The following is an 18,313-nucleotide window of genomic DNA, read 5'->3' on the forward strand; positions in this document are numbered from 1 at the left end:
TTGTGCCACATGACCACCCCAACCTCCTGGCCCTGGACCCTGCTGCTTGCCGGCCTGGCGGCGCTGGCGCTGCTCGGCCTGTCTGGCTGCACGGTCTGGCGCATCGGCCAGGCGGGCGATCTGGCGAAACGCAGCGAACCGCTGCAGCACACGCCGGCCAGCCCGGCCCTGCGCCTGTTGATCGTGGGCGACAGCACGGCGGTGGGCACCGGCGCCAGTTCACCGCAGACCAGCCTGGCTGGCCTGCTGGCGCGCGAATACCCGCGCCTGCGCATCGACAACCGCGCGCGCGACGGTGCGAAATTCGACGACCTGGCGAACCAGCTGGGTGGCACTGATCGCTACGACCTCGTGCTGATCCAGGCCGGCGGCAACGACGTGATCCGCCTGCGCAACATGGACACCGTGGGGGCCGACATCGAGCGCGTGCTCACGCTGGCCGAGTCGCGCGGTGAACGCGTGATCCTGATGCCGGCCGGCAACGTGGGCAATGCGCCGTTTTTCTACCCACCGGTGTCGTGGTGGATGAGCTCGCGCTCGCGCACGCTGCATGGCCTGGTGCGGGCATCCGCCCAGCGCCACGGCGCGGTGTATGTGAACCTGTACAAGGACAAGGCCAGCGACCCGTTTGCGCAGCAACGCGAGCTGAACGCCGTGGACGGCCTGCACCCCAGCGACGCGGGCTACCGCGTGTGGTTCACGGAGTTGATGAGCCAGGCGGCACTGGCACCGGTGCTGGCGCCGGCGCGCTGACGGCGGTTCGTGGTGTGCGGCCCAGGCGGCCAAGGGGTTGCTCCACCGCGTGGTGGAACGCTGCGCCGGCCAGGTTGCAGGCCAGCCAGGCCAGCAGCACACCCAGCGTCTGCACCAGCGGGTCTGCGCTGCCATAGCGGGTGAACAGCGCGTTCACCACCAGCGCCACCGGAAAATTGAGCAGGAACACCGAATACGAAATGCGCCCCAGGTAGGCCACCGCGCGGCTGCGGGGCCAGGTGCTGAGCCAGCCGTGCAGTTGCGCTGCGGCCAGCACCGCGCTGACCACCAGCGCCAGCGCGATGCGGCCCCGGAAGTCGAGCGCCAGCGCAAGAAGGGCGAGGGCAAGCAGGGCGGCCATGGCCCAGCGGCCTTCGCGCCATGCGGCCGGGTTGCGTGTGGCCCACGCGGTGAGCACGCCCATGCCGTAGGCGCCGAAGAAATACAGCGCCCAGCTGTCCCAGTCGGCATCCACGTTGAAATGGAACAGCGAGGCCAGCACCACCACCGCCACCAGCACCTGCGGCCAGGGGCTGCGCACACCGCGCGAGATCCACAGCAGACCGAGCAGCAGCGCGTAGAGCTGGAAGTCGATTGCCACGTACCACACGCCCGCCGAGAGCGAGTCCACGTCGAGCAGCGTGTGCAGCAGCAGCGCGTGCCAGACGAATTGCCAGAACTCGGGCGCATCCGGCAGTGAGTCGTGTGCCATCCACTGGCGGGCCAGCTCGGTGCACAGCATCGCCACCACCAGCGCGGCGATGTAGGGCAGCGCGATGCGCACATAGCGTTGCCACAGCAGGCGACCGGGCGACGGGGTGGTGACCAGCGCGCCATCGGGCGCCAGGCCGCGTGCCGCCAGGAAACCCGCCACCACCAGGAACACCTGCACGGCCATGCGCGCGTCCTGGCTGAACCAGGCCACCAGGTCGGGCAGCATGCGGTGCGTCCAGTCGGACATGGGGCCGTAGAAGGCCAGGTGGTGCAGCACGATGAGCTGCGAGGCGACGGCCTTGAAGGCGTCGATGAGCGGCATGCGCTGACTGGCTGGGAAGGTGGGCGACATATGGCCTTTGGAGTACGCGGTATGGTAGCGGCATGCACACCGCCACCCCGTCCTCCGAAGGCCGCATCCTCACCGAGGTGCGCGATCACATCCTGTTGATCGGCATCGATCGGCCGGCCAAGCGCAACGGCTTCACGCCGGCCATGCTGCAGGCGCTGGCCGAGGCCTACACCCGGCTGGACGACGACCCCGCCCTGCGCGTGGGCGTGCTGCACGCCGTCGGCGATCACTTCACGGCCGGGCTCGACCTGCCGGCCTTCGCGCCGTTCATGCAGCGTGGTGAACGCGCCATCACACCTGGCCTGGTCGACCCCACCGATGTGGGCCGCGCGGGCTACCGGCGCCGCGACAAACCCGTGGTGGTGGCGGTCAAGGGCATCACCTACACCATCGGCATCGAACTCATGCTGGCGGCCGACATCGTGGTGGCCGCCGACGATGGTCGCTTCTCGCAGCTTGAAGTGCAGCGCGGCATCATGGCCACGGGCGGTGCCACGCTGCGCATGGCCGAACGCGCCGGCCTGGGCAACGCCATGCTGCACCTGCTCACGGCCGATGTGTTCGACAGCGCCGAGGCCCTGCGGCTGAACTTCGTGCAGCGCGTGGTGCCCGCTGGCAGCGAACTCGACGAAGCCCTGCGCATCGCGGGCCAGATCGCGCTGCAGGCGCCGCTGGCCGTGGTGGCCACGCGGCTCAATGCGCGCAAGGCGGTGGAAGAAGGGCCGATGGCGGCGGCGGCCGAATTCGAGTCGACACAGCAGCGGCTTTCGCAGAGCGAGGACGCGCGCGAAGGCGTGCTGTCGTTCCAGGAGCGGCGCGTGGCGCGGTTTCAGGGGCGCTAGACGCCTGCGGGTTCGCGCCGTCCGAGGCCTTCGTGCAGGTCCAGGCAACGCTCGAACCATTGGCTGACCGCGTCGTCACCGTCGAGCAACTTCACCTGGCCGACCACGCGCGCCCATTGCAGGGCACCGAAGACGATGTAGTCGGCGTAGAGGGGCTGTGCGCCCCCGAGGAACGCTTGTGTGCTGAACACGCCGCGCAGGGGCGCCAGGTTGGCGCGCAATTGCGCCAGGTTGCCTGCCTGCACGTTGCGCACGCTTTCCAGCGTCGCATTCAGCCGCTTCTCGCGCGACGCCCGGAAGTAGGGCTGATCCTGAGCGTCCAGCGCGTCCCAGATGTCGGCCGCGATGATCTTGAAGATGGGCAGGTGAAGCTGCGTCACGGTCCACTGGTGGACGAACTGCGCCATGCGGCGGTCGCCTTCGGTGGGCAACAGCGGGGGCCGGTCGGGCCAGCGCTGATCCAGGTGGATGGCGATGTCCCAGCTGTCGCGCACGACCGCATCCTCGTCGAGCAATACGGGCACGGTGGTCGCTCCATGGCCGATGTCGGCGATGTCGCAGAAGCGGACCGCGCGCAGCGCCGGCTCCACGCCCTTGTGCGCCAGTGCCATGCGGGCGCGCCAGCAAAAGGGGCTGAAAGCGCGGCCGTCGGCGGCGCGCAGTTCGAACAGGGTGCAGGTCATGGGGCTGGCTTCTTCAGCGACTGCGCTCGAGGATGGACACGTAGTTGGCCACGCCGGTGCCGCCCATGTTGAAAACACCTGCACGGAGTGCATTCGGGATCTGCAGGTTTGCTGCCGTTCCCGTCAGTTGCATGGCCGCCATGACGTGCATGGAAACGCCGGTCGCTCCGATGGGGTGGCCCTTGGCCTTGAGACCGCCCGAAGGATTGACCGGCAGTTTGCCGTCGCGCTCGACCCATCCCTCGTCGATGGCCCGATACCCCTGACCGGCCTGTGTCAGGCCCATCGCCTCGTATTCCATGAGTTCGGCGATGGTGAAACAGTCGTGCGTTTCCACGAGGTCCAGGTCGTCCAGGCTCAAGGTCGCCTCGTGCATCGCCTTCTTCCAGGCCACCTCGCAACCTTGCAGGCGCGTTGGATCGCGCCTGGACAAAGGCAGGAAGTCGTTGACGTGGGCCGCCGCGCGGAACCGCACCGCCTGCGGCGCCTGACGGGCAACGTCGTCGATCGCGATCACCAGCGCAGCGGCGCCGTCGGATATCGGGGAGCAATCGGTGCGACGAAGCGGACCGGCGACGTAGGGGTTGCCGTCGCTCGCGGTGCGGCAGAACTCGTAGCCGAGGTCCTTGCGGATCTGCGCCAGGGGATTGGCCGCGCCATTGCGGTGGTTCTTGGCGGCGATGCGCGCCAGGCTGTCGGAGCGGTCGCCGTGCCGTGCGAAGTAGGCCTGGGCGATTTCGCCGAACACACCGGCGAAGCCACCGGGTCCGCTGCCTTCGCCCTCGGCGTGGTACGAGGCCGCCAGCAGCACTTCGCCTGCTTGCCGGCTGGACAAGGCGGTCATCTTCTCGGCGCCGATCACCAGCGCGGTGCGTCCTCGACCCGACTCGACGAAATGCAAGGCCGCGTGGATGGCGGCCGATCCCGTGGCGCAGGCGTTCTCCAGTCGCGTGGCGGGCTTGTAGCGCAACCCAGGCGCCACCTGCAACACGAGCGACGAAGGGAAATCCTGTTTCAGGAAGCCGTTGTTGAACAGGCCGACAAAGACGGCGTCGATGTCCTCGGGCACCAGCCCCGCATGCTCGATGGCGGGCACCGCCACTTCACGGATCAGATCTTCAATGCTTTGTTGAGGCAGCCGGCCGAACGGGGTGTGGGCCCAGCCGATGATGTGCGAGCTCATGGGGATTCCTTCAGAGGGGGGTGGCAAAGCTGTCCAGGCGATCGCGCAGCTCACGCTTGAGCACCTTGCCGTAGGCGTTGCGGGGCAAGGCTGCGGCCAGGAAGAAGGCCTTGGGACGCCGGTAGTCGGCGATCTCGCGCCGGCAGAAGGCTTCCAGCTCGGGCTCCGACATCGCGGTGCCTTCCTGCGCCACCAGCACCGCCGCGACCATCTCGCCCCACTTCGGATGCGGCAGTCCGATCACCGCCGCCTCCTTGATGCCGGGCGCCCGCTGCAGCACTTCTTCCACTTCGCGGGCGTACACGTTCGAGCCGCCACTGATGATCATGTCCTTCTTGCGATCCACGATGAAGAGGTAGCCCTGCTCGTCCATGCGCCCGATGTCCCCCGTGTGCAGCCAGCCTTGTGCCAGCGTCTCGGCGGTGGCCTGCGGCCGGTTCCAGTAGCCAAGCATCACGTGCGGGCCTTGCGCCGTCACTTCACCCGGTTCGCCGAGCGGGACTTCGTGCCCCTCGTCGTCCACGATGCGCAAGGTGACGCCCCGCACGACGCGTCCGGCGGCGCGGATCAGGTGGGGACAGTCACCGTTGATGCGGCGATGGTCCTCATGCCCCATGGCGGTGAGGAACATCGGGCTCTCGGTCTGGGCGAAAGACTGGATCAGCACATCGCCAAAGACATGGAGCGCGCCTGCCAGCGTGGACGGGGCGATGGGCGAGCCGGCGTAGTACAGCGAGCGCAAGGCAAGGCCGCGCAGGGGGGGGCTGTCGCCGTGCGAGTCCAGCAGCATCTGGATCATCGAAGGCACCATGAACCCGCTGGTCACGCGTTCTTCGCGCAGGAGGTCCAGCGTCAGGGCCGGATCGAACTTGCTGCACAGCAGTGCCCTGCCGCCCACCTCCATGGTCGGGAGCAGCAGGTAGCCCGAGCCGTGCGTGAGCGCGGCCGTGTGGATGGTGACTTCGTCTTCGGCAAACGACAGCAGGGATCTTGTGTATTCGGAGACGATGGTCCAGGTGCGGTGCGCGAGCATGGTGCCCTTGGGTGCGCCCGTGGTGCCGCTGGTGTAGGCAATGACGGCGAGTTGATCGGCGCTCACCTCCTCGGGTTCGGGCGTGGCGTTGGCAGATGCCAAGGACTCGAAAGTCCGCTGCCCGTTGTCCAGCGGCGCGATCGGCCGAGCAATGACCTCACCCAGCGGGGCCACGCCGCGCAACCCGGGGCGGGTGTGCAGCAAGGCGTGCTGCGCGATCAGCAGACTTGCGCCCGAGTCCTTGAGGATGTGAAGCAGTTCGTCTTCCAGCAGCCGTATGTTCATCGGCACCGCCACCATGCCCGCGCTGGCAATGGCCATGAAGGTCTGCACGTACTCCCACGAATTGCCCAGCAGCATGGCCACCCGGTCGCCGGGCCGCATGCCCAGGTCGCGAAGTGCCTGGGCGGTGTGCTGCACCTGCTGCCACAGCTCGTGGTAGCGGATGTCGCTGCGACCCCCAGGCGCGTCCAGGTCCGTGATCGCGATCCGGTCGGGGTACGTTCTGGCGGCGCTGGCCAGGAGCCTGGCGAGGTTCATGCGGTGCCTTGCGCCTGGACGGTGTCAAAGAAATCCAGCAGCACCTGCGTGACGGCCTGCGGCTGCTCCAGGCTGGGCAGGTGCGCCGCCTGGCGAATCATCTCGAAACGGGAGTGGAGCACCCGCTCGTGCATGCCGCGCATGATCTCCGGCGTGGATGCGGGGTCGTTTTCACCCACCACGAACAGCGAGGGCACCTGAATCCTGGACAGGCCTTCGAACAGGTCCAGCTCGCGAAAGGCGGCGATGCAGCCGGTGTAGGCGTCTGAGGTGGTCGACGCGATCATGCGCCGCGTCTGCTCGACCACGGCGGGGTTGGCTTCGGCGTAGGCGGGCGTGAACCAGCGCGAAATGGTGCCATCCACCGCCATCGCAATGCCTTCGCGCCGCACCTGGGTAGCGATCTCGCTCCACCAGGCCGCCATGGCCGGCGCAATGCGGGGCAACGCGGAACAGACCGTGAGACTGGCGAGGGGCGCAAGCCGTTCGATGGCGATGATCATGCCGATCATTCCGCCCAGCGACGTACCGACCAGGTGGGGACGCTGAATGCCCAGTGCCCGCATGGTCTCCAGCACGTCGCTGCAGAGCATGTCCAGCGTGTACGGTGCGGGCTCGTTGCGGGAGCGGCCGTGACCGCGCCAGTCCATGCACATCACGCGGTAGCGGTGGGAAAGCGCCTGCGCCTGCGGTGCCCACATGCTGGTGTCGGCTGCCATCGAATTCAACAGCACCACCCATGGCGCCCCAACAGGGCCTTTCATGCTGACAAAAAGTTCTGCTCCATTGACCTTCAACAGGTTTTCGTCAGATCCCTCGATTTGCATATGGTCCCATCCTGTGATACTCGAGATGCAGGCCAACACGGTTGCACCTGGCCGAGGTCAGTTTAGGAGGGAGGGTGGAAAGACCTTGAGGGGGTTTCTACCGGATTTTTGGGATCACATCATGAGACGTTTGATCCCGAAGGGCCGCTGGCCTTGACCGAGCGCACCGCGTGCGCGACGCCCTGCCAGGAGTCGGTGCCGGTGCCGCCGCGCAGGGCCGACCAGGTGTCTGCAATCAGCCGGGCCTCGTCCTTCATCTTGCGCGAGAGCTGCTTGCGCCGGGCCTCGTCCATGCGCGCGGCCACGGCGGTGATGCACAACGAGGCGATGGGGCGGCCGTGCGGATCGCACACCGGCACGCCGACCGCGCAGGTCACCGGATACGACAGGATCTGCGTGACGGCATAACCCAGCTTGCGCGCCTGTTCGACCTGCTCGAGCAGGCGGGCCTCGGTGTACTGGTCGTGGTCTGCGAGCCGCCTGGCGTTGTGGCGAACGATATCGGCCACCTCGTTGTCCGGCAAAAAGGCCAGCAAGGCCATGCTGAAGGCGCCCACCCCGAGCGGCCAGCGGTCGCGCAGGTTCAGGCGGAGTGCCTTTTCCGGGTAGCTGCCCTCGGCCATGCCCAGGCAGAGGCCGTCGTAGCCACTGCGAACGGCAAAGTACACGGTATCGCCCGACTCGTGGCAGAGCTTGTCCAGCGAGGGCTGGGCGATCGCACCGATGTCGAACTTGTCGCTCATGGCGCGGCTGAGCGCGTAGATCTCGGCACCCACCCGGTAGTGCTTCGAGCCGTCATCGAACTCCAGCAGGCCCTCTTCGAAGAGCACGCGCAGGATGCGGTGGGCGGTGGCCTTGTGCAGCCCCGAGACCTGCGCGACGGCGGTGAGCGAGGTGCCTCGATCGCCGGCCATGGCAACGATGCGAAGCAGGGCCGCAGCCCGACGAATGCTCTGAGCGCCTTGGGTGGTTTGCATGCCCCGAGTTTGTTCCACAAAGTGATACCAAGAAACTGGTGCAAACCCTTTTGACGTGCATCTTCCTCGTGCCTACATTGATCTGACCACGCCAAGCAGTGCGGCTCTGACTTGGAGTCGTCTCGCAATCTGAGACATTTCCACCCGCCGTCACAGGAGATCCACCATGTCGCTCGCCAACATCCGCGTCGCCTTTGCCGAAGAAGCCAAACTGTCCTGGCAACTGCTCAAGGACACCCCTGGTTTCGGGGGCACCGACATCCCCGGCATTCAATGCAAGTTCTTTGGCAAGGAAGGCGTGGGCCCCTGGTTCTACCTCGTCAAGCACGAGCCCGGGGTGGTGGTCGAACGCCATTCGCACGAAGGCGATGTCTTCCACTACATCCTGGAGGGTGAGTGGTCCATCGGCAACAAGAAGTTCGGACCCGGCTTCATGCAGTACGAGCAGGTCGGGCTGAACTACGGCCCGCTGCGCAGCGGCGACGAAGGCTCGCTGTTTCTCGCCATCTACGACCGTGCGCCGAACTTCCTGCCCGCGCAAGGCGGGGAGAAGGATGTCGCCCCCGAGGCCGCCTATGAGTGAGCCGCTGGCCCAGGTGCAGGACGCGCAATGGATGTGCCTGCCTTGCGGCCATGTCTATGACCCGGCGCACGGTGCGCCTGAACAGGGAATCCCGCCGGGGACACGTTTCGAAGCGCTGGGACCGGACTACGCCTGCCCGGTCTGCGGCGTCGGGACCGATGAATTCGAGGCGATCTGAGTCGAGCGCTTTCCCCACCCATCACGAGCATCAGGAGACACACATGAAATTCCCCCTTCCGGCCCGCGCGCTCGGCGCACTGGCTCTGGGCCTCGCAGCCTCCGGTGGCGCCTGGGCGCAGCAGGAGATCAAGCTCACCATCGGTTCGCATGCGGGGCCGGCTCTGGTGCCGGTGGCCGTCATGAAGAACCACTTCCAGCCCGAGGTGGACCGCCTGCTCAAGGAAGGTGGCAACAAGTACAAGGTGACCTGGAACGAGGGTTATGGCGGCACGCTGTTCAAGTTCACCGAAACCCTGGCGGCCGTGAAGGATGGGCTGGCCGACGTCGGTTACGTCGGCACCGTGTGGGAGTCGGACAAGATGCCGCTGTCGGGCATTACCTTCTTCACGCCCTTCGCCAGCAACAGCATGGCCGTGCAGGCCCGCGCGGTGGAGAACCTGGTGCGCAACAACAAGGCGGTGGCCGCCGAGTGGGAGCGCAACAACCTGGTCTATCTGGCGCCGATCGTGGTGGAACACTATGACCTGTGGACCAGCTTTCCGGTGGCGAAGCTCGACGACCTGAAGGGGCGCAAGCTCATGGCACCGGGAACGGCCTCGCGCTGGCTGCAAGGCACGGGCGCGGTCGCGGTGGACGGTGGGTTGCCTTCGTTCTACACGAACATCCAGACCGGCGTCGCCGATGGCGCGGTGAGCCTGCACACGGCGATGATGGGCCTCAAGATCTTCGAGGTCGCCAAACACGTCACCGCCACCGGCATTGGGCCCATGGTGCCCGGTGCGCTGGCCGTGAACCGCAGCCGCTTTCAGAAGCTGCCGCCCGAAGTGCAGAACGCGTTGGTCAAGGCGGGCGCTGGATTCAGCCAGCGTGTGATCCAGGAAACCGAACTCAAGATCGCAGATGCCAAGAAGACGCTGGAGGCCGGCGGTTCGAAGATCCAGACCTTGCCCGAAGCCGATCGCAAGCGCTGGATCGCTGGCCTGCCCGACATTGGGGGCGACTGGATCAAGGCGGCAGAAGCCAAGGGCCAGCCCGCACGCCAGGTGATGGAGGCTTACATGGCCGAGGTGCGCAAGGCGGGAGACAAGCCGGGCCGCGACTGGGACAAATGATGTCGTCCATCGAGACGCACGCGCTGAACTCCGTGCGCCAGGAGGACCGTTTCCAGGCATCAGGTCCTTCGTCGCTCTGGAACACCGGCCTGGGTGCCGTGGCCCGGGTGCTGAACGCGATCGGTTCGGCCTGGATCTTCGGGCTGATGTGCATGATGCTGGCCGATCTCGGCATGCGCTTTCTCTTCAACCGCCCCATCGACGGCGTGGCCGAGGTGGCAGGGCTCTCCATCGTCGGCATCGTCTACCTGCAGCTGGCTTCCGCCGTGCAGGGTGGGCGCATGGTCAAGGCGGACTTCATCTCGCAGTGGGTCGCGCGCAAGCTGCCCCGTCTGGGCCATCTGCTCGGCGCGTTGTTCCAGCTGCTCGGTGCCTGCACCATGGGGCTTCTGGCGCGCGTGAGCCTGGAACCGTTTGTTTCCGCATGGATGGACCACGAGACCCTGGGAACGGCCGGTGTGTTCCAGGTGGCCACCTGGCCGTTCCGCGGCATGGTGCTGCTGGGCAGCGTGCTGGCCACGCTGTGTTACCTGACGCTGGTGTTCAAAGAGATATCCCTCTTCTTCACCCAGGGGAAAAAACCGTGACCGACATCCAGATCGCGCTCACCATGGTGGGCTTGATGGTCACGCTCGTCGTGATTGGCGTCGACATCGGCATTGCCCTGCTGTCCCTCTCGTTCTTGGGGGTCTGGCTCATCAAGGACAACCTGGTGATTGCCGAGAAGCTGGTGTCCATGGCGGCCTACAGCGGCATTCAGGAATATGTGTTTGCGACCATCCCGCTGTTCGTGCTCATGGGGATGCTGATTGCGGTCTCGGACGTGGGCAAGGACACCTTCGACGTCGCGGGCTGGGCACTGCGCAAGGTGGCGGGTGGGCTGGGCATGGCGACGGTGGCGTCCAACACCGTGTTTGCCGCCGTCACCGGCGTGAGCCTGGCATCGGCGAGCGTGTTCACCAAGGTGGCCGTGCCCGAAATGCTTCGGCACGGTTACTCACCTGCGTTCGCGGTGGGCACCGTGGCGGGCTCGTCCATTCTGGGCATGCTGATTCCGCCCAGCGTCCTGCTGATCATGTACGGCGTGATTGCCGAACAGTCGATCGGCAAGCTCTTCATCGCAGGCCTGGTGCCCGGCATCCTGATGGCGCTGGCCTTCTGCCTCACGATCTACGTGACCGCCATCTTCTTCAAGGGCTTTGCCGGCACCATGCAGCGGCAGGACACCGAGGTCGATCCGGACATGCGCTGGACCGAGGCGGTGGCGAAGTTCGTTCCCATCATGGCGCTCGTGGTCGTGATGCTGGGGGGGCTCTACTCCGGCGTCTTCACGCCCACGGAAGCGGGGGCAGTCGGTGCTTTCGGTGCGCTGGTGCTGGCGCTGGCCAAGCGACGGCTGACCCTGGCCCGGTTGTGGAAGTGTCTGCTGGAGACCGGCTACGTTTCGGTGGCCATCCTTTTCCTGTTGATCACCGCCGCCATGTACAGCCGCATGATCACCCTCGCGGGCATGCCGGAGTGGCTGGGCATGATGTTGCAGGGCCATGGCGAATACGTCTTTCTCGGCGGCTACATCGTCATCCTGTTGCTCATGGGCATGATCCTCGACTCCACGTCGATCCTGCTGATCATCACGCCATTGGCCGTGCCGATCGCCCGCGCCTTCGGCATGGACCTTATCTGGTTCGGCCTGATCACGGTGATCGTGGTGGAGGTGGGGCTGCTCACGCCGCCGCTGGGCCTGTCGGCTTTCGCGGTGAAGGCCAGCCTGGCGGATCAGCGCATCCGGCTGGCCACCATCTTCAAGGGCGTGCTGCCTTTCATCGCCGCGATGCTGGCCGTCACCGTTCTGTTGATCGTGTTCCCGAAGCTGGTCACGGTGCTTCTCTGAGGAGCTGCGCTTGATCGATCTCCATTTCTGGACCACACCCAACGCCTACAAGGTGCTGATCTTCCTCGAAGAGGCGGCGCTGCCCTACCGGCTGGTGCCGGTCAACATCTCGAAAGGGGAGCAGTTCGCCCCCGACTTTCTGGAGATCAGTCCGAACAACCGGATCCCTGCGATCGTGGACCTGCTTCCCGCGGACGGCGGGCGTGCGATTCCGGTGTTCGAGTCGGGCGCCATTCTTCAATACCTCGCAGGAAAGACCGGGCTCTTCCACGGCGCCACGGCACGCGAGGCGCTGGAGATCGACCAATGGCTGTTCTGGCAGATGGCGGGGCTGGGCCCGATGGCCGGGCAGAACCACCACTTCAATTACTACGCGCCGGAGAAACTGCCCTACGCCATGACGCGTTACGTCCAGGAGACCAACCGCCTCTATGGCGTGCTGGAGAAGCGCCTGGGTGGAAGGTTCTTCATTGCGGGGGAAGCCTACAGCATCGCCGACATGGCCTGCTACCCGTGGATGATCCTGCACAAGCGGGCGCAGCAGGAAATCTCGCAGTTCCCCGCCATACAGGCCTGGCTCGCGCGCATCGCTGAGCGACCGGCGGTGCAAAGGGCGTATGAGGCGGGCGCGCGGGTGAACGAGGTGCCGGTGGTGACGGACGCGACGTCGCGGCAGGTTCTGTTCGGTCAGACGGCGCGCGCCATCTCCGGCTAGACGCTCGCCCCCAGGCCATCGCTGCGCGGGTCGGCCGCGCCTTCGGTCACGCCATCGATGTGGCGTACCAGCCCGCGGGGCCGCACGCCTGCCGCTCGTCGCGCCAGCGCGCCATGGGGTGCCGTGCTGACTGGCTTGCGCCGTGGAATTGGCGTACAAAGGGTTCGTCGGAGAAACGGTATGAACGGTATGGCTCGTTTTTTCAGCCTCGTCCTCGGTGGTGTTCTGGCCGCCTCGCCCGCATTGGCCCGCGAAGCCTGCGTGCGCGACCCGGCCCGCGTGCACGAGCTGCGCGTGCTGGACGAAATGGAGCTTACCGACATGGTGGAGCAGCATCCGGTGCTGGCCGTGCCCGAGACGCTGCACCAGATGCTGCGCAGCCTCGTGGCTGCCTCCCCACGCCTGAAGGCCGGGCCGGCCATTCACCTGCTCGCCTTTGACGACCCCGAGTACAACGCCTACGCAGCCAACCACGGCTTGGTCATTCTCAGCAGCGCACTGTGGCGTGGCGCGGCGCCACTCGACGAAGACGAGCTGGCGGCGGTCATCGCGCATGAGCTGGCGCACATCGAAAACCACGACGCGCTGGTGGAAGCCTGCGGCTTGCTGGACCGCCTGGGGCAGCCGCAGCTCAGCATCGAAGCCGCGCGCGAGCAGATGGGCCTGCAGATGTTCAACCCGCACTCGCGGCTGGCACGCGAGGCGCGCGAGGTGCTGCATGCGCAGAAACACGCCGCTGATCTGCGCGGCATCGAGCTGCTGCGCCAGGTTGGTCGCCGCCCGGCGGCCATGGCCAGCGCGCTGGCGAAAATCCACGGCGCCGAGGTGAAAGGTTCGCCCCTGCTGACGGCGGGCACCCACCCCGAGGTGCGCGAGCGGCTGGCGCGGGCGCGGGCGGCGGCGCAGGCGCCTGGTCGATCAGGCCACGCAGCAGGCGGGGGGTGGCTTGGCGATCAAACATCCTTGCAATTGCGGAGCGGTGTTCCATGATTTGCAAGGACAAATAGGCGTCAATGGTGTGTGGACGCCCATGCCGCCACCAGTGCCTCGCCCCATTCCCATGGCCCGCTGATCGTCAGCGTCACGGACGTCCAGTCGCCCTCGGCCTGCATCGACCGATCCACATCCCACGCGCCCCCTTCGTCCAGTGGCCCGCGCGGGCCGGGGCTGTGGGTTTCGGCCCAGGCCAGCACCGCCTGCACTTCCTGCAGCACCTCGGGCAACTGTGCGGCCCGCACGCTGGCCATCGCTTCCCAGGTGCCCGTGCCTTCGCCGTCGTCGCTGGCGTCGAAGATCAGGTAGTGCAGGGTCAGCCCGCCTTCACCTTCAACCGCCACGCATGCAGCAGTGGCTCGGTGTAGCCGCTGGGCTGTTCCTTGCCCTTGAACACCAGGTCCAGCGCGGCCTGGTAGGCCATGCTGGTCTTGAAGTTGCCGGCCATCTGTTTGTACAGCGGGTCGCCCGCGTTCTGGCCGTCCACCACGGCGGCCATGCGCTCGAAGGTCTTGGTCACCTGCGCTTCGGTCACGATGCCGTGGTGCAGCCAGTTGGCGATGTGCTGGCTGGAAATGCGCAGCGTGGCGCGGTCTTCCATCAGGCCCACGTTGTGGATGTCGGGCACCTTGGAGCAGCCCACGCCCTGGTCGACCCAGCGCACCACGTAGCCCAGGATGCCCTGCACGTTGTTGTCCAGTTCCTGCTGCTTCTCGGCCTCGCTCCAGTTCGGGTTGCTGCTCACGGGAATGGTGAGCAGACCGGTGAGCAGGTTGTCGCGCTCGGCGGCGGCATCGATCTTCTCCAGGCCTATCTGCACGTCGCTCACCAGCACCTGGTGGTAGTGCAGCGCGTGCAGCGTGGCGCCGGTGGGGCTGGGCACCCAGGCGGTGTTGGCGCCGGCCTTGGGGTGGGCGATCTTCTGCTCCAGCATGGCCTTCATCAGATCGGGCATGGCCCACATGCCCTTGCCAATCTGCGCCTTGCCGCGCAGGCCGCAAGACAGGCCCACGATCACGTTGTTCTTCTCGTAGCTCTGGATCCAGGCGCTGGCCTTCATGTCGCCCTTGCGCACCATGGGGCCAGCGAGCATGGCACTGTGCATCTCGTCGCCGGTGCGGTCCAGGAAGCCGGTGTTGATGAAGGCCACGCGGCTGGCGGCTGCGGCGATGCAGGCCTTGAGGTTGACGGAGGTGCGGCGCTCTTCGTCCATGATGCCGAGCTTGACCGTGCTGTCCTTCAAACCCAGCAACTGCTCCACGCGGCCGAAGAGTTCGGCGGCAAATGCCACTTCGCGCGGGCCGTGCATCTTGGGCTTGACGATGTAGACCGAGCCCTTGCGCGAGTTGCGGATGCCGTCCTTCTTCGTGCGCTTGAGGTCGTGCAGGGCGATGGTGGTGGTGACCACCGCATCCATGATGCCCTCGGGAATTTCCTTACCCTCTGAACCCCAGAGGATGGCCGGGTTGGTCATGAGGTGGCCGACGTTGCGCAGGAACATGAGCGAGCGGCCATGCAGGCGCACCGCGTTCTTCTTGCCGTTGGGTGCGGTGTACTCGCGGTCGGCGTTCAGGCCGCGTGTGAAGGTCTTGCCGCCCTTGTTCACCGACTCGGTCAGCGTGCCCTGCAGGATGCCGAGCCAGTTGCGGTAAGCCAGCACCTTGTCTTCGGCGTCCACGGCGGCAATCGAGTCCTCCAGATCGAGGATGGTGGAGAGGGCTGCTTCCACCACGAGGTCGCTCACGCCGGCCGCGTCGCTCTGGCCGATCGGCGTGTTGCGGTCGATCTGGATCTCCAGGTGCAGGCCGTTGTGGGTCAGCAGCACGGCGCTCGGCATCTTTGCCTCGCCCTGATAGCCCACGAACTGCGACTTGTCGGCCAGCTTGGTGGTGCCGCCGTCGGCCAGCGTCACCACCAGCTCACCGTCCTTGTTGATGCGGTAGCCGGTGGAGCCCACGTGCGAACCCTTCTTCAGGGGCGCGGTGCGGTCCAGCACGTAACGTGCGTACTCGATGACCTTGGCGCCGCGTTTCGGGTTGTAGCCGCCCTTGGGGCCGGCCTTGCCGCAGCCCTTGTCTTCCGAAATCACGTCGGTGCCGTACAGCGCGTCGTAAAGCGAGCCCCAGCGTGCGTTGGCGGCGTTGAGCGCGTAGCGCGCATTCAGGATCGGCACCACCAGTTGCGGGCCGGCCTGCACGGCCAGTTCGTCGTCCACGTTCTTCGTGGTGGCCTTGACGCTCTTGGGCTCGGGGACCAGGTAGCCGATGGTTTCCAGAAACTTGCGGTAGCCCGCCATGTTGCGGATCGGGCCTGGGTTGGCCGCGTGCCAGGTGTCCAACTCGGCTTGCAGCCGGTCGCGCTCGCCCAGCAGCGCGGCGTTCTTGGGCGCGAGGTCGGCCACGATCGCATCGAAGCCCTTCCAGAATGTCGCCTGGTCCACTCCCGTGCCAGGCAGCACCTGCTGGTTGATGAAGTCGAAGAGTTCGGTGGCGACCTGAAGGCCGTGGATCGTGGTGCGTGCTGTCGTCGTCATGGGGTGCTCCATCAGGGCGGAAAGACGTGGAAGCTTGCACTGTATTCCACACTCGGGCCGCCATTAAATCCGTTTCTTGCGATTTATCCGTGACTTCGGTGAGGGTAATCGGCCTTACCCCACCGATGCCAACGCCTCAGCGGCCGAGTTGGGTCAGCGCCGCCTGCAGTCCCGCCAGACCGCCGACGCGCTGGTCGTTGATGAAGATCTGGGGCATCTGCCGCACGGACGGGCCGCATTTTTCATAGAAGGACAGACGCTCCGACTCGTCATCGATCTTGATCTCCGTGAAATCGAGCGACCGGGACTTGAGGAGCATCTTGGCCGACTCGCATTGCGGGCAGGCGGACTTGGAGTAGACGGTGATCTGGAGTGACATGGAGCAAGTTTACGGGCCCGCCCGCTCAACCGTCGATGGCTTCCTCGGCCGTCACGATGCGAATGCCTTCGGTGGCGCGGGCCAGGTCGTCCGGCAGCGCGCGGTCGACCACCAGGACCTGCACGTCCTGCCAGGGCAGGCTGGTGATCAGGCCGGGGGCTTCGAACTTGCTCGCGTCGGCCACCACGATCACCGTGCCCGCGTGCGGACAGACGGCCTGCTTGAATTCGACCTCGAAGGGGTCGAAGTCCAGGCAGCCACCGCGCGCGCTCAGGGACGCCACCGACACCACCAGGTAGTCGGGGTGCAGTTGCGTGGCGAAGCGCAGTGCGTTGGCGCCGGCCAGGGTCATGTCGCTGATGCGCAGCGTGCCGCCGGGCAGCATGACGGTGTGGCGGTCACCGCTTTGCGCCAGGGCACGCGCCACTTCCAGCGAGGGCGTGGCCACGGTCAGGCCGCGCCGCTCGGCCAGCGCTTCGGCCACGAAACAGGCGGTGCTGCTGTTGTCGAGCACGATGCTGGCGCCGTCGGGCAAGAGCGCCGACACCTGCTGTGCCAGGCGGCGCTTGGCGCTGACGTTGCTGCGCAGGCGCAACTGGAACGGCGACTCCTGCACGTCGCGGTGCAGGCTGACGCCGCCGTGGAACTTCTGCACGATGCCGTCGTCGGCCATCGCCTGGAGATCGCGGCGCACGGTCTCGCCAGAGACGCCCAGGCGCACCGCGAGGTCGACGGTGGTGATGGACGGCATGGCGCGCAGGATCTCGACAATGCGCTCCTGGCGCGCGCTGAGCACGGGGGCAAGGCTCATGGCGGTCAGCCCCTGGCGGCCAGCGAGGCCCCGGTCTGTGCGTCGAACACGCGCAGGCGCGAGAGTTCGGGGGTGAGCAGGATGGCCTGCTCGGCATCCAGCGACGCGTCCGCTTCGGTGCGCACCAGCACGTCGGCACCTTCCACGCGGATCTGCGCGTAGGCCTCCGCGCCCAGGCGCTCGACGCGCTGCACCACGCCGGGCCAGCTCAGCGGAGCGGCGGAGGCGAAGCCGGAGCCAGAAGCGCCGGAGAGCAACAGTTCTTCCGGACGCAGGCCCAGCAAGGTGCCAGGCTGCAGCGCGGCGTCGCCGTAACGGTCGTTGAGCCACGCTCGGCCGGTGGAGGCGCCGCCGGGCACGGGCAGGAAATTCATCTCGGGTGAACCAATGAAAGAGGCGACAAAGCGGTTCGCGGGCTGACGGTACACCTCCATCGGTGCGCCCACCTGCCGCAGATGTCCCTTGTCCATCACCGCGATGCGTGTACCCAGGGTCATGGCCTCCACCTGGTCGTGCGTCACGTAGACAATGGTGATGCCCAGCTCGGCGTGCAGCCGCTCGAGTTCGCCGCGCATGTGGGTGCGCAGCTTGGCGTCGAGGTTGGACAGCGGCTCATCGAACAGGAACACCTTGGGCTTGCGGACCAGGGCGCGGCCGATCGCAACCCGCTGCCGCTGGCCACCCGAGAGTTCGTTCGGCCGGCGCTGGAGCAGCTCCGTGATCTGGAGCCGCCGCGCGGCCTCCTGCACCCGCTCGTCCACCTCATCGCGCGAGAGCTTGCTCGTGCGCAGCAGGCCGAACGCCATGTTCATGTAGACCGTCATGTGCGGGTACAGCGCGTACGACTGGAACACCATGGCGATGTCGCGTTCGTGGGGCTCGGCGTGGGTCACGTCGCGTCCGCCGATCAGCAGCCGACCTTCGCTGATGTCCTCCAGCCCCGCGATCATGCGCAGGGTGGTGGACTTGCCGCAGCCGGAAGGGCCGACCAGCACCATGAACTCGCCCGCCTGCACGTCGAGATCCAGCCGGTCCACGGCAACGTGGTCGGGGTAGCGTTTGGTGATGCCTTGGAGAGAGATGGCAGACATGGGTATGGATGGTAAGGGCGAGTGGAAGGGAGTGATTTCAGGCGGTCACCGCGCCGAAGCGCAACCCGCAACAAATGAAGCGACGCGATCCAGAGGCATCAAGGGTCCGGCTCCGCCGGCC

Annotated in this window: 20 protein-coding genes; 9 read left to right on the forward strand and 11 right to left on the reverse strand. The window is 66.5% G+C overall.

All coding sequences use genetic code 11. The annotated features are described in order from the left end of the window. Positions 1-9 precede the first annotated feature (9 nt). Positions 10-753, forward strand: coding sequence for an SGNH/GDSL hydrolase family protein (locus ACTIF6_RS14365; RefSeq protein WP_439588600.1), 744 nt, complete (start codon positions 10-12; stop codon positions 751-753). On the opposite strand, the gene ACTIF6_RS14370 is transcribed toward ACTIF6_RS14365, so the two are convergent. Continuing rightward, on the reverse strand, positions 698-1,819 hold the full coding sequence (locus ACTIF6_RS14370) for an acyltransferase family protein (RefSeq protein ID WP_439588601.1): 1,122 nt from the start codon (positions 1,817-1,819) through the stop codon (positions 698-700). The two genes, ACTIF6_RS14365 and ACTIF6_RS14370, sit on opposite strands and share 56 nt — an antisense overlap. A 32-nt stretch (positions 1,820-1,851) precedes the next feature. Between ACTIF6_RS14370 and ACTIF6_RS14375 the strand changes: the two genes are divergently transcribed. After that, positions 1,852-2,661 carry a crotonase/enoyl-CoA hydratase family protein gene (locus ACTIF6_RS14375; protein WP_439588602.1) on the forward strand — a complete coding sequence of 270 codons (810 nt, stop codon included), beginning with the start codon at positions 1,852-1,854 and terminating at the stop codon, positions 2,659-2,661. On the opposite strand, the gene ACTIF6_RS14380 is transcribed toward ACTIF6_RS14375, so the two are convergent. From ACTIF6_RS14380 to ACTIF6_RS14400, 5 genes are all read right to left on the reverse strand, one after another. Further along, positions 2,658-3,344: a glutathione S-transferase N-terminal domain-containing protein gene (locus tag ACTIF6_RS14380; protein ID WP_439588603.1), complete on the reverse strand. Its 687-nt coding sequence runs from the start codon at positions 3,342-3,344 to the stop codon at positions 2,658-2,660. The two genes, ACTIF6_RS14375 and ACTIF6_RS14380, sit on opposite strands and share 4 nt — an antisense overlap. 13 nt (positions 3,345-3,357) lie before the next feature. Next, positions 3,358-4,527: an acetyl-CoA acetyltransferase gene (locus ACTIF6_RS14385; RefSeq protein ID WP_439588604.1), complete on the reverse strand. Its 1,170-nt coding sequence runs from the start codon at positions 4,525-4,527 to the stop codon at positions 3,358-3,360. Between the two features lie 10 nt (positions 4,528-4,537). Continuing rightward, entirely contained in the window at positions 4,538-6,100 is a 1,563-nt protein-coding gene (locus tag ACTIF6_RS14390) for an AMP-binding protein (RefSeq protein WP_439588605.1), read from the reverse strand. Further along, on the reverse strand, positions 6,097-6,864 hold the full coding sequence (locus ACTIF6_RS14395; protein ID WP_439588606.1) for an alpha/beta fold hydrolase: 768 nt from the start codon (positions 6,862-6,864) through the stop codon (positions 6,097-6,099). Before ACTIF6_RS14395 ends, ACTIF6_RS14390 begins: the two co-directional genes overlap by 4 nt. Positions 6,865-7,046: 182 nt before the next feature. Continuing rightward, complete coding sequence (locus tag ACTIF6_RS14400) at positions 7,047-7,904, reverse strand: IclR family transcriptional regulator (protein WP_439588607.1); 858 nt, start codon at positions 7,902-7,904, stop codon at positions 7,047-7,049. Between the two features lie 166 nt (positions 7,905-8,070). On the opposite strand from ACTIF6_RS14400, the gene ACTIF6_RS14405 reads away from it, so the two are divergent. The 7 genes from ACTIF6_RS14405 (at position 8,071) to ACTIF6_RS14435 (ending at position 13,375) form a co-directional block, all read left to right on the forward strand. Next, positions 8,071-8,487, forward strand: coding sequence for a cupin domain-containing protein (locus tag ACTIF6_RS14405; protein WP_439588608.1), 417 nt, complete (start codon positions 8,071-8,073; stop codon positions 8,485-8,487). Continuing rightward, the gene (locus tag ACTIF6_RS14410; protein WP_439588609.1) at positions 8,480-8,665 is read left to right on the forward strand and encodes a rubredoxin; all 186 of its coding nucleotides are present in this window, start codon (positions 8,480-8,482) and stop codon (positions 8,663-8,665) included. The genes ACTIF6_RS14405 and ACTIF6_RS14410 overlap by 8 nt, the downstream gene beginning before the upstream one ends. Before the next feature lie 43 nt (positions 8,666-8,708). Further along, positions 8,709-9,779: a C4-dicarboxylate TRAP transporter substrate-binding protein gene (locus tag ACTIF6_RS14415; protein WP_439588610.1), complete on the forward strand. Its 1,071-nt coding sequence runs from the start codon at positions 8,709-8,711 to the stop codon at positions 9,777-9,779. Next, complete coding sequence (locus ACTIF6_RS14420; RefSeq protein WP_439588611.1) at positions 9,779-10,366, forward strand: TRAP transporter small permease subunit; 588 nt, start codon at positions 9,779-9,781, stop codon at positions 10,364-10,366. The genes ACTIF6_RS14415 and ACTIF6_RS14420 overlap by 1 nt, the downstream gene beginning before the upstream one ends. Then, on the forward strand, positions 10,363-11,670 hold the full coding sequence (locus ACTIF6_RS14425; protein WP_439588612.1) for a TRAP transporter large permease: 1,308 nt from the start codon (positions 10,363-10,365) through the stop codon (positions 11,668-11,670). Before ACTIF6_RS14420 ends, ACTIF6_RS14425 begins: the two co-directional genes overlap by 4 nt. Before the next feature lie 10 nt (positions 11,671-11,680). Further along, positions 11,681-12,385, forward strand: a complete 705-nt coding sequence (locus ACTIF6_RS14430; RefSeq protein WP_439588613.1) for a glutathione binding-like protein — start codon at positions 11,681-11,683, stop codon at positions 12,383-12,385. Positions 12,386-12,565: 180 nt separating this feature from the next. Continuing rightward, complete coding sequence (locus ACTIF6_RS14435; protein WP_439588614.1) at positions 12,566-13,375, forward strand: M48 family metalloprotease; 810 nt, start codon at positions 12,566-12,568, stop codon at positions 13,373-13,375. 20 nt (positions 13,376-13,395) lie between these two features. On the opposite strand, the gene ACTIF6_RS14440 is transcribed toward ACTIF6_RS14435, so the two are convergent. The 5 genes from ACTIF6_RS14440 to ACTIF6_RS14460 all read right to left on the reverse strand — a co-directional run bounded on the left by ACTIF6_RS14440 (position 13,396) and on the right by ACTIF6_RS14460 (position 18,192). Continuing rightward, a complete protein-coding gene (locus ACTIF6_RS14440) occupies positions 13,396-13,722 on the reverse strand; it encodes a hypothetical protein (RefSeq protein ID WP_439588615.1) in 327 nt (108 codons plus the stop codon). After that, entirely contained in the window at positions 13,695-15,911 is a 2,217-nt protein-coding gene (locus ACTIF6_RS14445; protein WP_439588616.1) for a malate synthase G, read from the reverse strand. The genes ACTIF6_RS14440 and ACTIF6_RS14445 overlap by 28 nt, the downstream gene beginning before the upstream one ends. 136 nt (positions 15,912-16,047) lie before the next feature. Next, positions 16,048-16,290 carry a glutaredoxin domain-containing protein gene (locus ACTIF6_RS14450; RefSeq protein WP_439588617.1) on the reverse strand — a complete coding sequence of 81 codons (243 nt, stop codon included), beginning with the start codon at positions 16,288-16,290 and terminating at the stop codon, positions 16,048-16,050. Between the two features lie 25 nt (positions 16,291-16,315). Beyond that, positions 16,316-17,101, reverse strand: a complete 786-nt coding sequence (locus tag ACTIF6_RS14455; RefSeq protein WP_439588618.1) for a DeoR/GlpR family DNA-binding transcription regulator — start codon at positions 17,099-17,101, stop codon at positions 16,316-16,318. A 5-nt stretch (positions 17,102-17,106) separates the two neighbouring features. Next, positions 17,107-18,192 carry an ABC transporter ATP-binding protein gene (locus tag ACTIF6_RS14460; protein WP_439588619.1) on the reverse strand — a complete coding sequence of 362 codons (1,086 nt, stop codon included), beginning with the start codon at positions 18,190-18,192 and terminating at the stop codon, positions 17,107-17,109. Between the last annotated feature and the right edge of the window lie 121 nt (positions 18,193-18,313).

The sequence above is a fragment of the Hydrogenophaga sp. genome, assembly GCF_051860785.1.
GTDB lineage: Bacteria > Pseudomonadota > Gammaproteobacteria > Burkholderiales > Burkholderiaceae_C > Hydrogenophaga.

Bases quoted from the DNA above. Each gene is read 5' to 3' on its own strand.
- ACTIF6_RS14450 (WP_439588617.1), bottom strand. From the start codon at position 16,290: ATGTCACTCCAGATCACCGTCTACTCCAAGTCCGCCTGCCCGCAATGC.
- ACTIF6_RS14380 (WP_439588603.1), bottom strand. From the start codon at position 3,344: ATGACCTGCACCCTGTTCGAACTGCGCGCCGCCGACGGCCGCGCTTTC.
- ACTIF6_RS14420 (WP_439588611.1), top strand. From the start codon at position 9,779: ATGTCGTCCATCGAGACGCACGCGCTGAACTCCGTGCGCCAGGAGGAC.
- ACTIF6_RS14370 (WP_439588601.1), bottom strand. From the start codon at position 1,819: ATGTCGCCCACCTTCCCAGCCAGTCAGCGCATGCCGCTCATCGACGCC.
- ACTIF6_RS14410 (WP_439588609.1), top strand. From the start codon at position 8,480: ATGAGTGAGCCGCTGGCCCAGGTGCAGGACGCGCAATGGATGTGCCTG.
- ACTIF6_RS14395 (WP_439588606.1), bottom strand. From the start codon at position 6,864: ATGAAAGGCCCTGTTGGGGCGCCATGGGTGGTGCTGTTGAATTCGATG.
- ACTIF6_RS14460 (WP_439588619.1), bottom strand. From the start codon at position 18,192: ATGTCTGCCATCTCTCTCCAAGGCATCACCAAACGCTACCCCGACCAC.
- ACTIF6_RS14385 (WP_439588604.1), bottom strand. From the start codon at position 4,527: ATGAGCTCGCACATCATCGGCTGGGCCCACACCCCGTTCGGCCGGCTG.
- ACTIF6_RS14365 (WP_439588600.1), top strand. From the start codon at position 10: ATGACCACCCCAACCTCCTGGCCCTGGACCCTGCTGCTTGCCGGCCTG.
- ACTIF6_RS14445 (WP_439588616.1), bottom strand. From the start codon at position 15,911: ATGACGACGACAGCACGCACCACGATCCACGGCCTTCAGGTCGCCACC.
- ACTIF6_RS14415 (WP_439588610.1), top strand. From the start codon at position 8,709: ATGAAATTCCCCCTTCCGGCCCGCGCGCTCGGCGCACTGGCTCTGGGC.
- ACTIF6_RS14405 (WP_439588608.1), top strand. From the start codon at position 8,071: ATGTCGCTCGCCAACATCCGCGTCGCCTTTGCCGAAGAAGCCAAACTG.
- ACTIF6_RS14390 (WP_439588605.1), bottom strand. From the start codon at position 6,100: ATGAACCTCGCCAGGCTCCTGGCCAGCGCCGCCAGAACGTACCCCGAC.
- ACTIF6_RS14435 (WP_439588614.1), top strand. From the start codon at position 12,566: ATGAACGGTATGGCTCGTTTTTTCAGCCTCGTCCTCGGTGGTGTTCTG.
- ACTIF6_RS14400 (WP_439588607.1), bottom strand. From the start codon at position 7,904: ATGCAAACCACCCAAGGCGCTCAGAGCATTCGTCGGGCTGCGGCCCTG.
- ACTIF6_RS14375 (WP_439588602.1), top strand. From the start codon at position 1,852: ATGCACACCGCCACCCCGTCCTCCGAAGGCCGCATCCTCACCGAGGTG.
- ACTIF6_RS14455 (WP_439588618.1), bottom strand. From the start codon at position 17,101: ATGAGCCTTGCCCCCGTGCTCAGCGCGCGCCAGGAGCGCATTGTCGAG.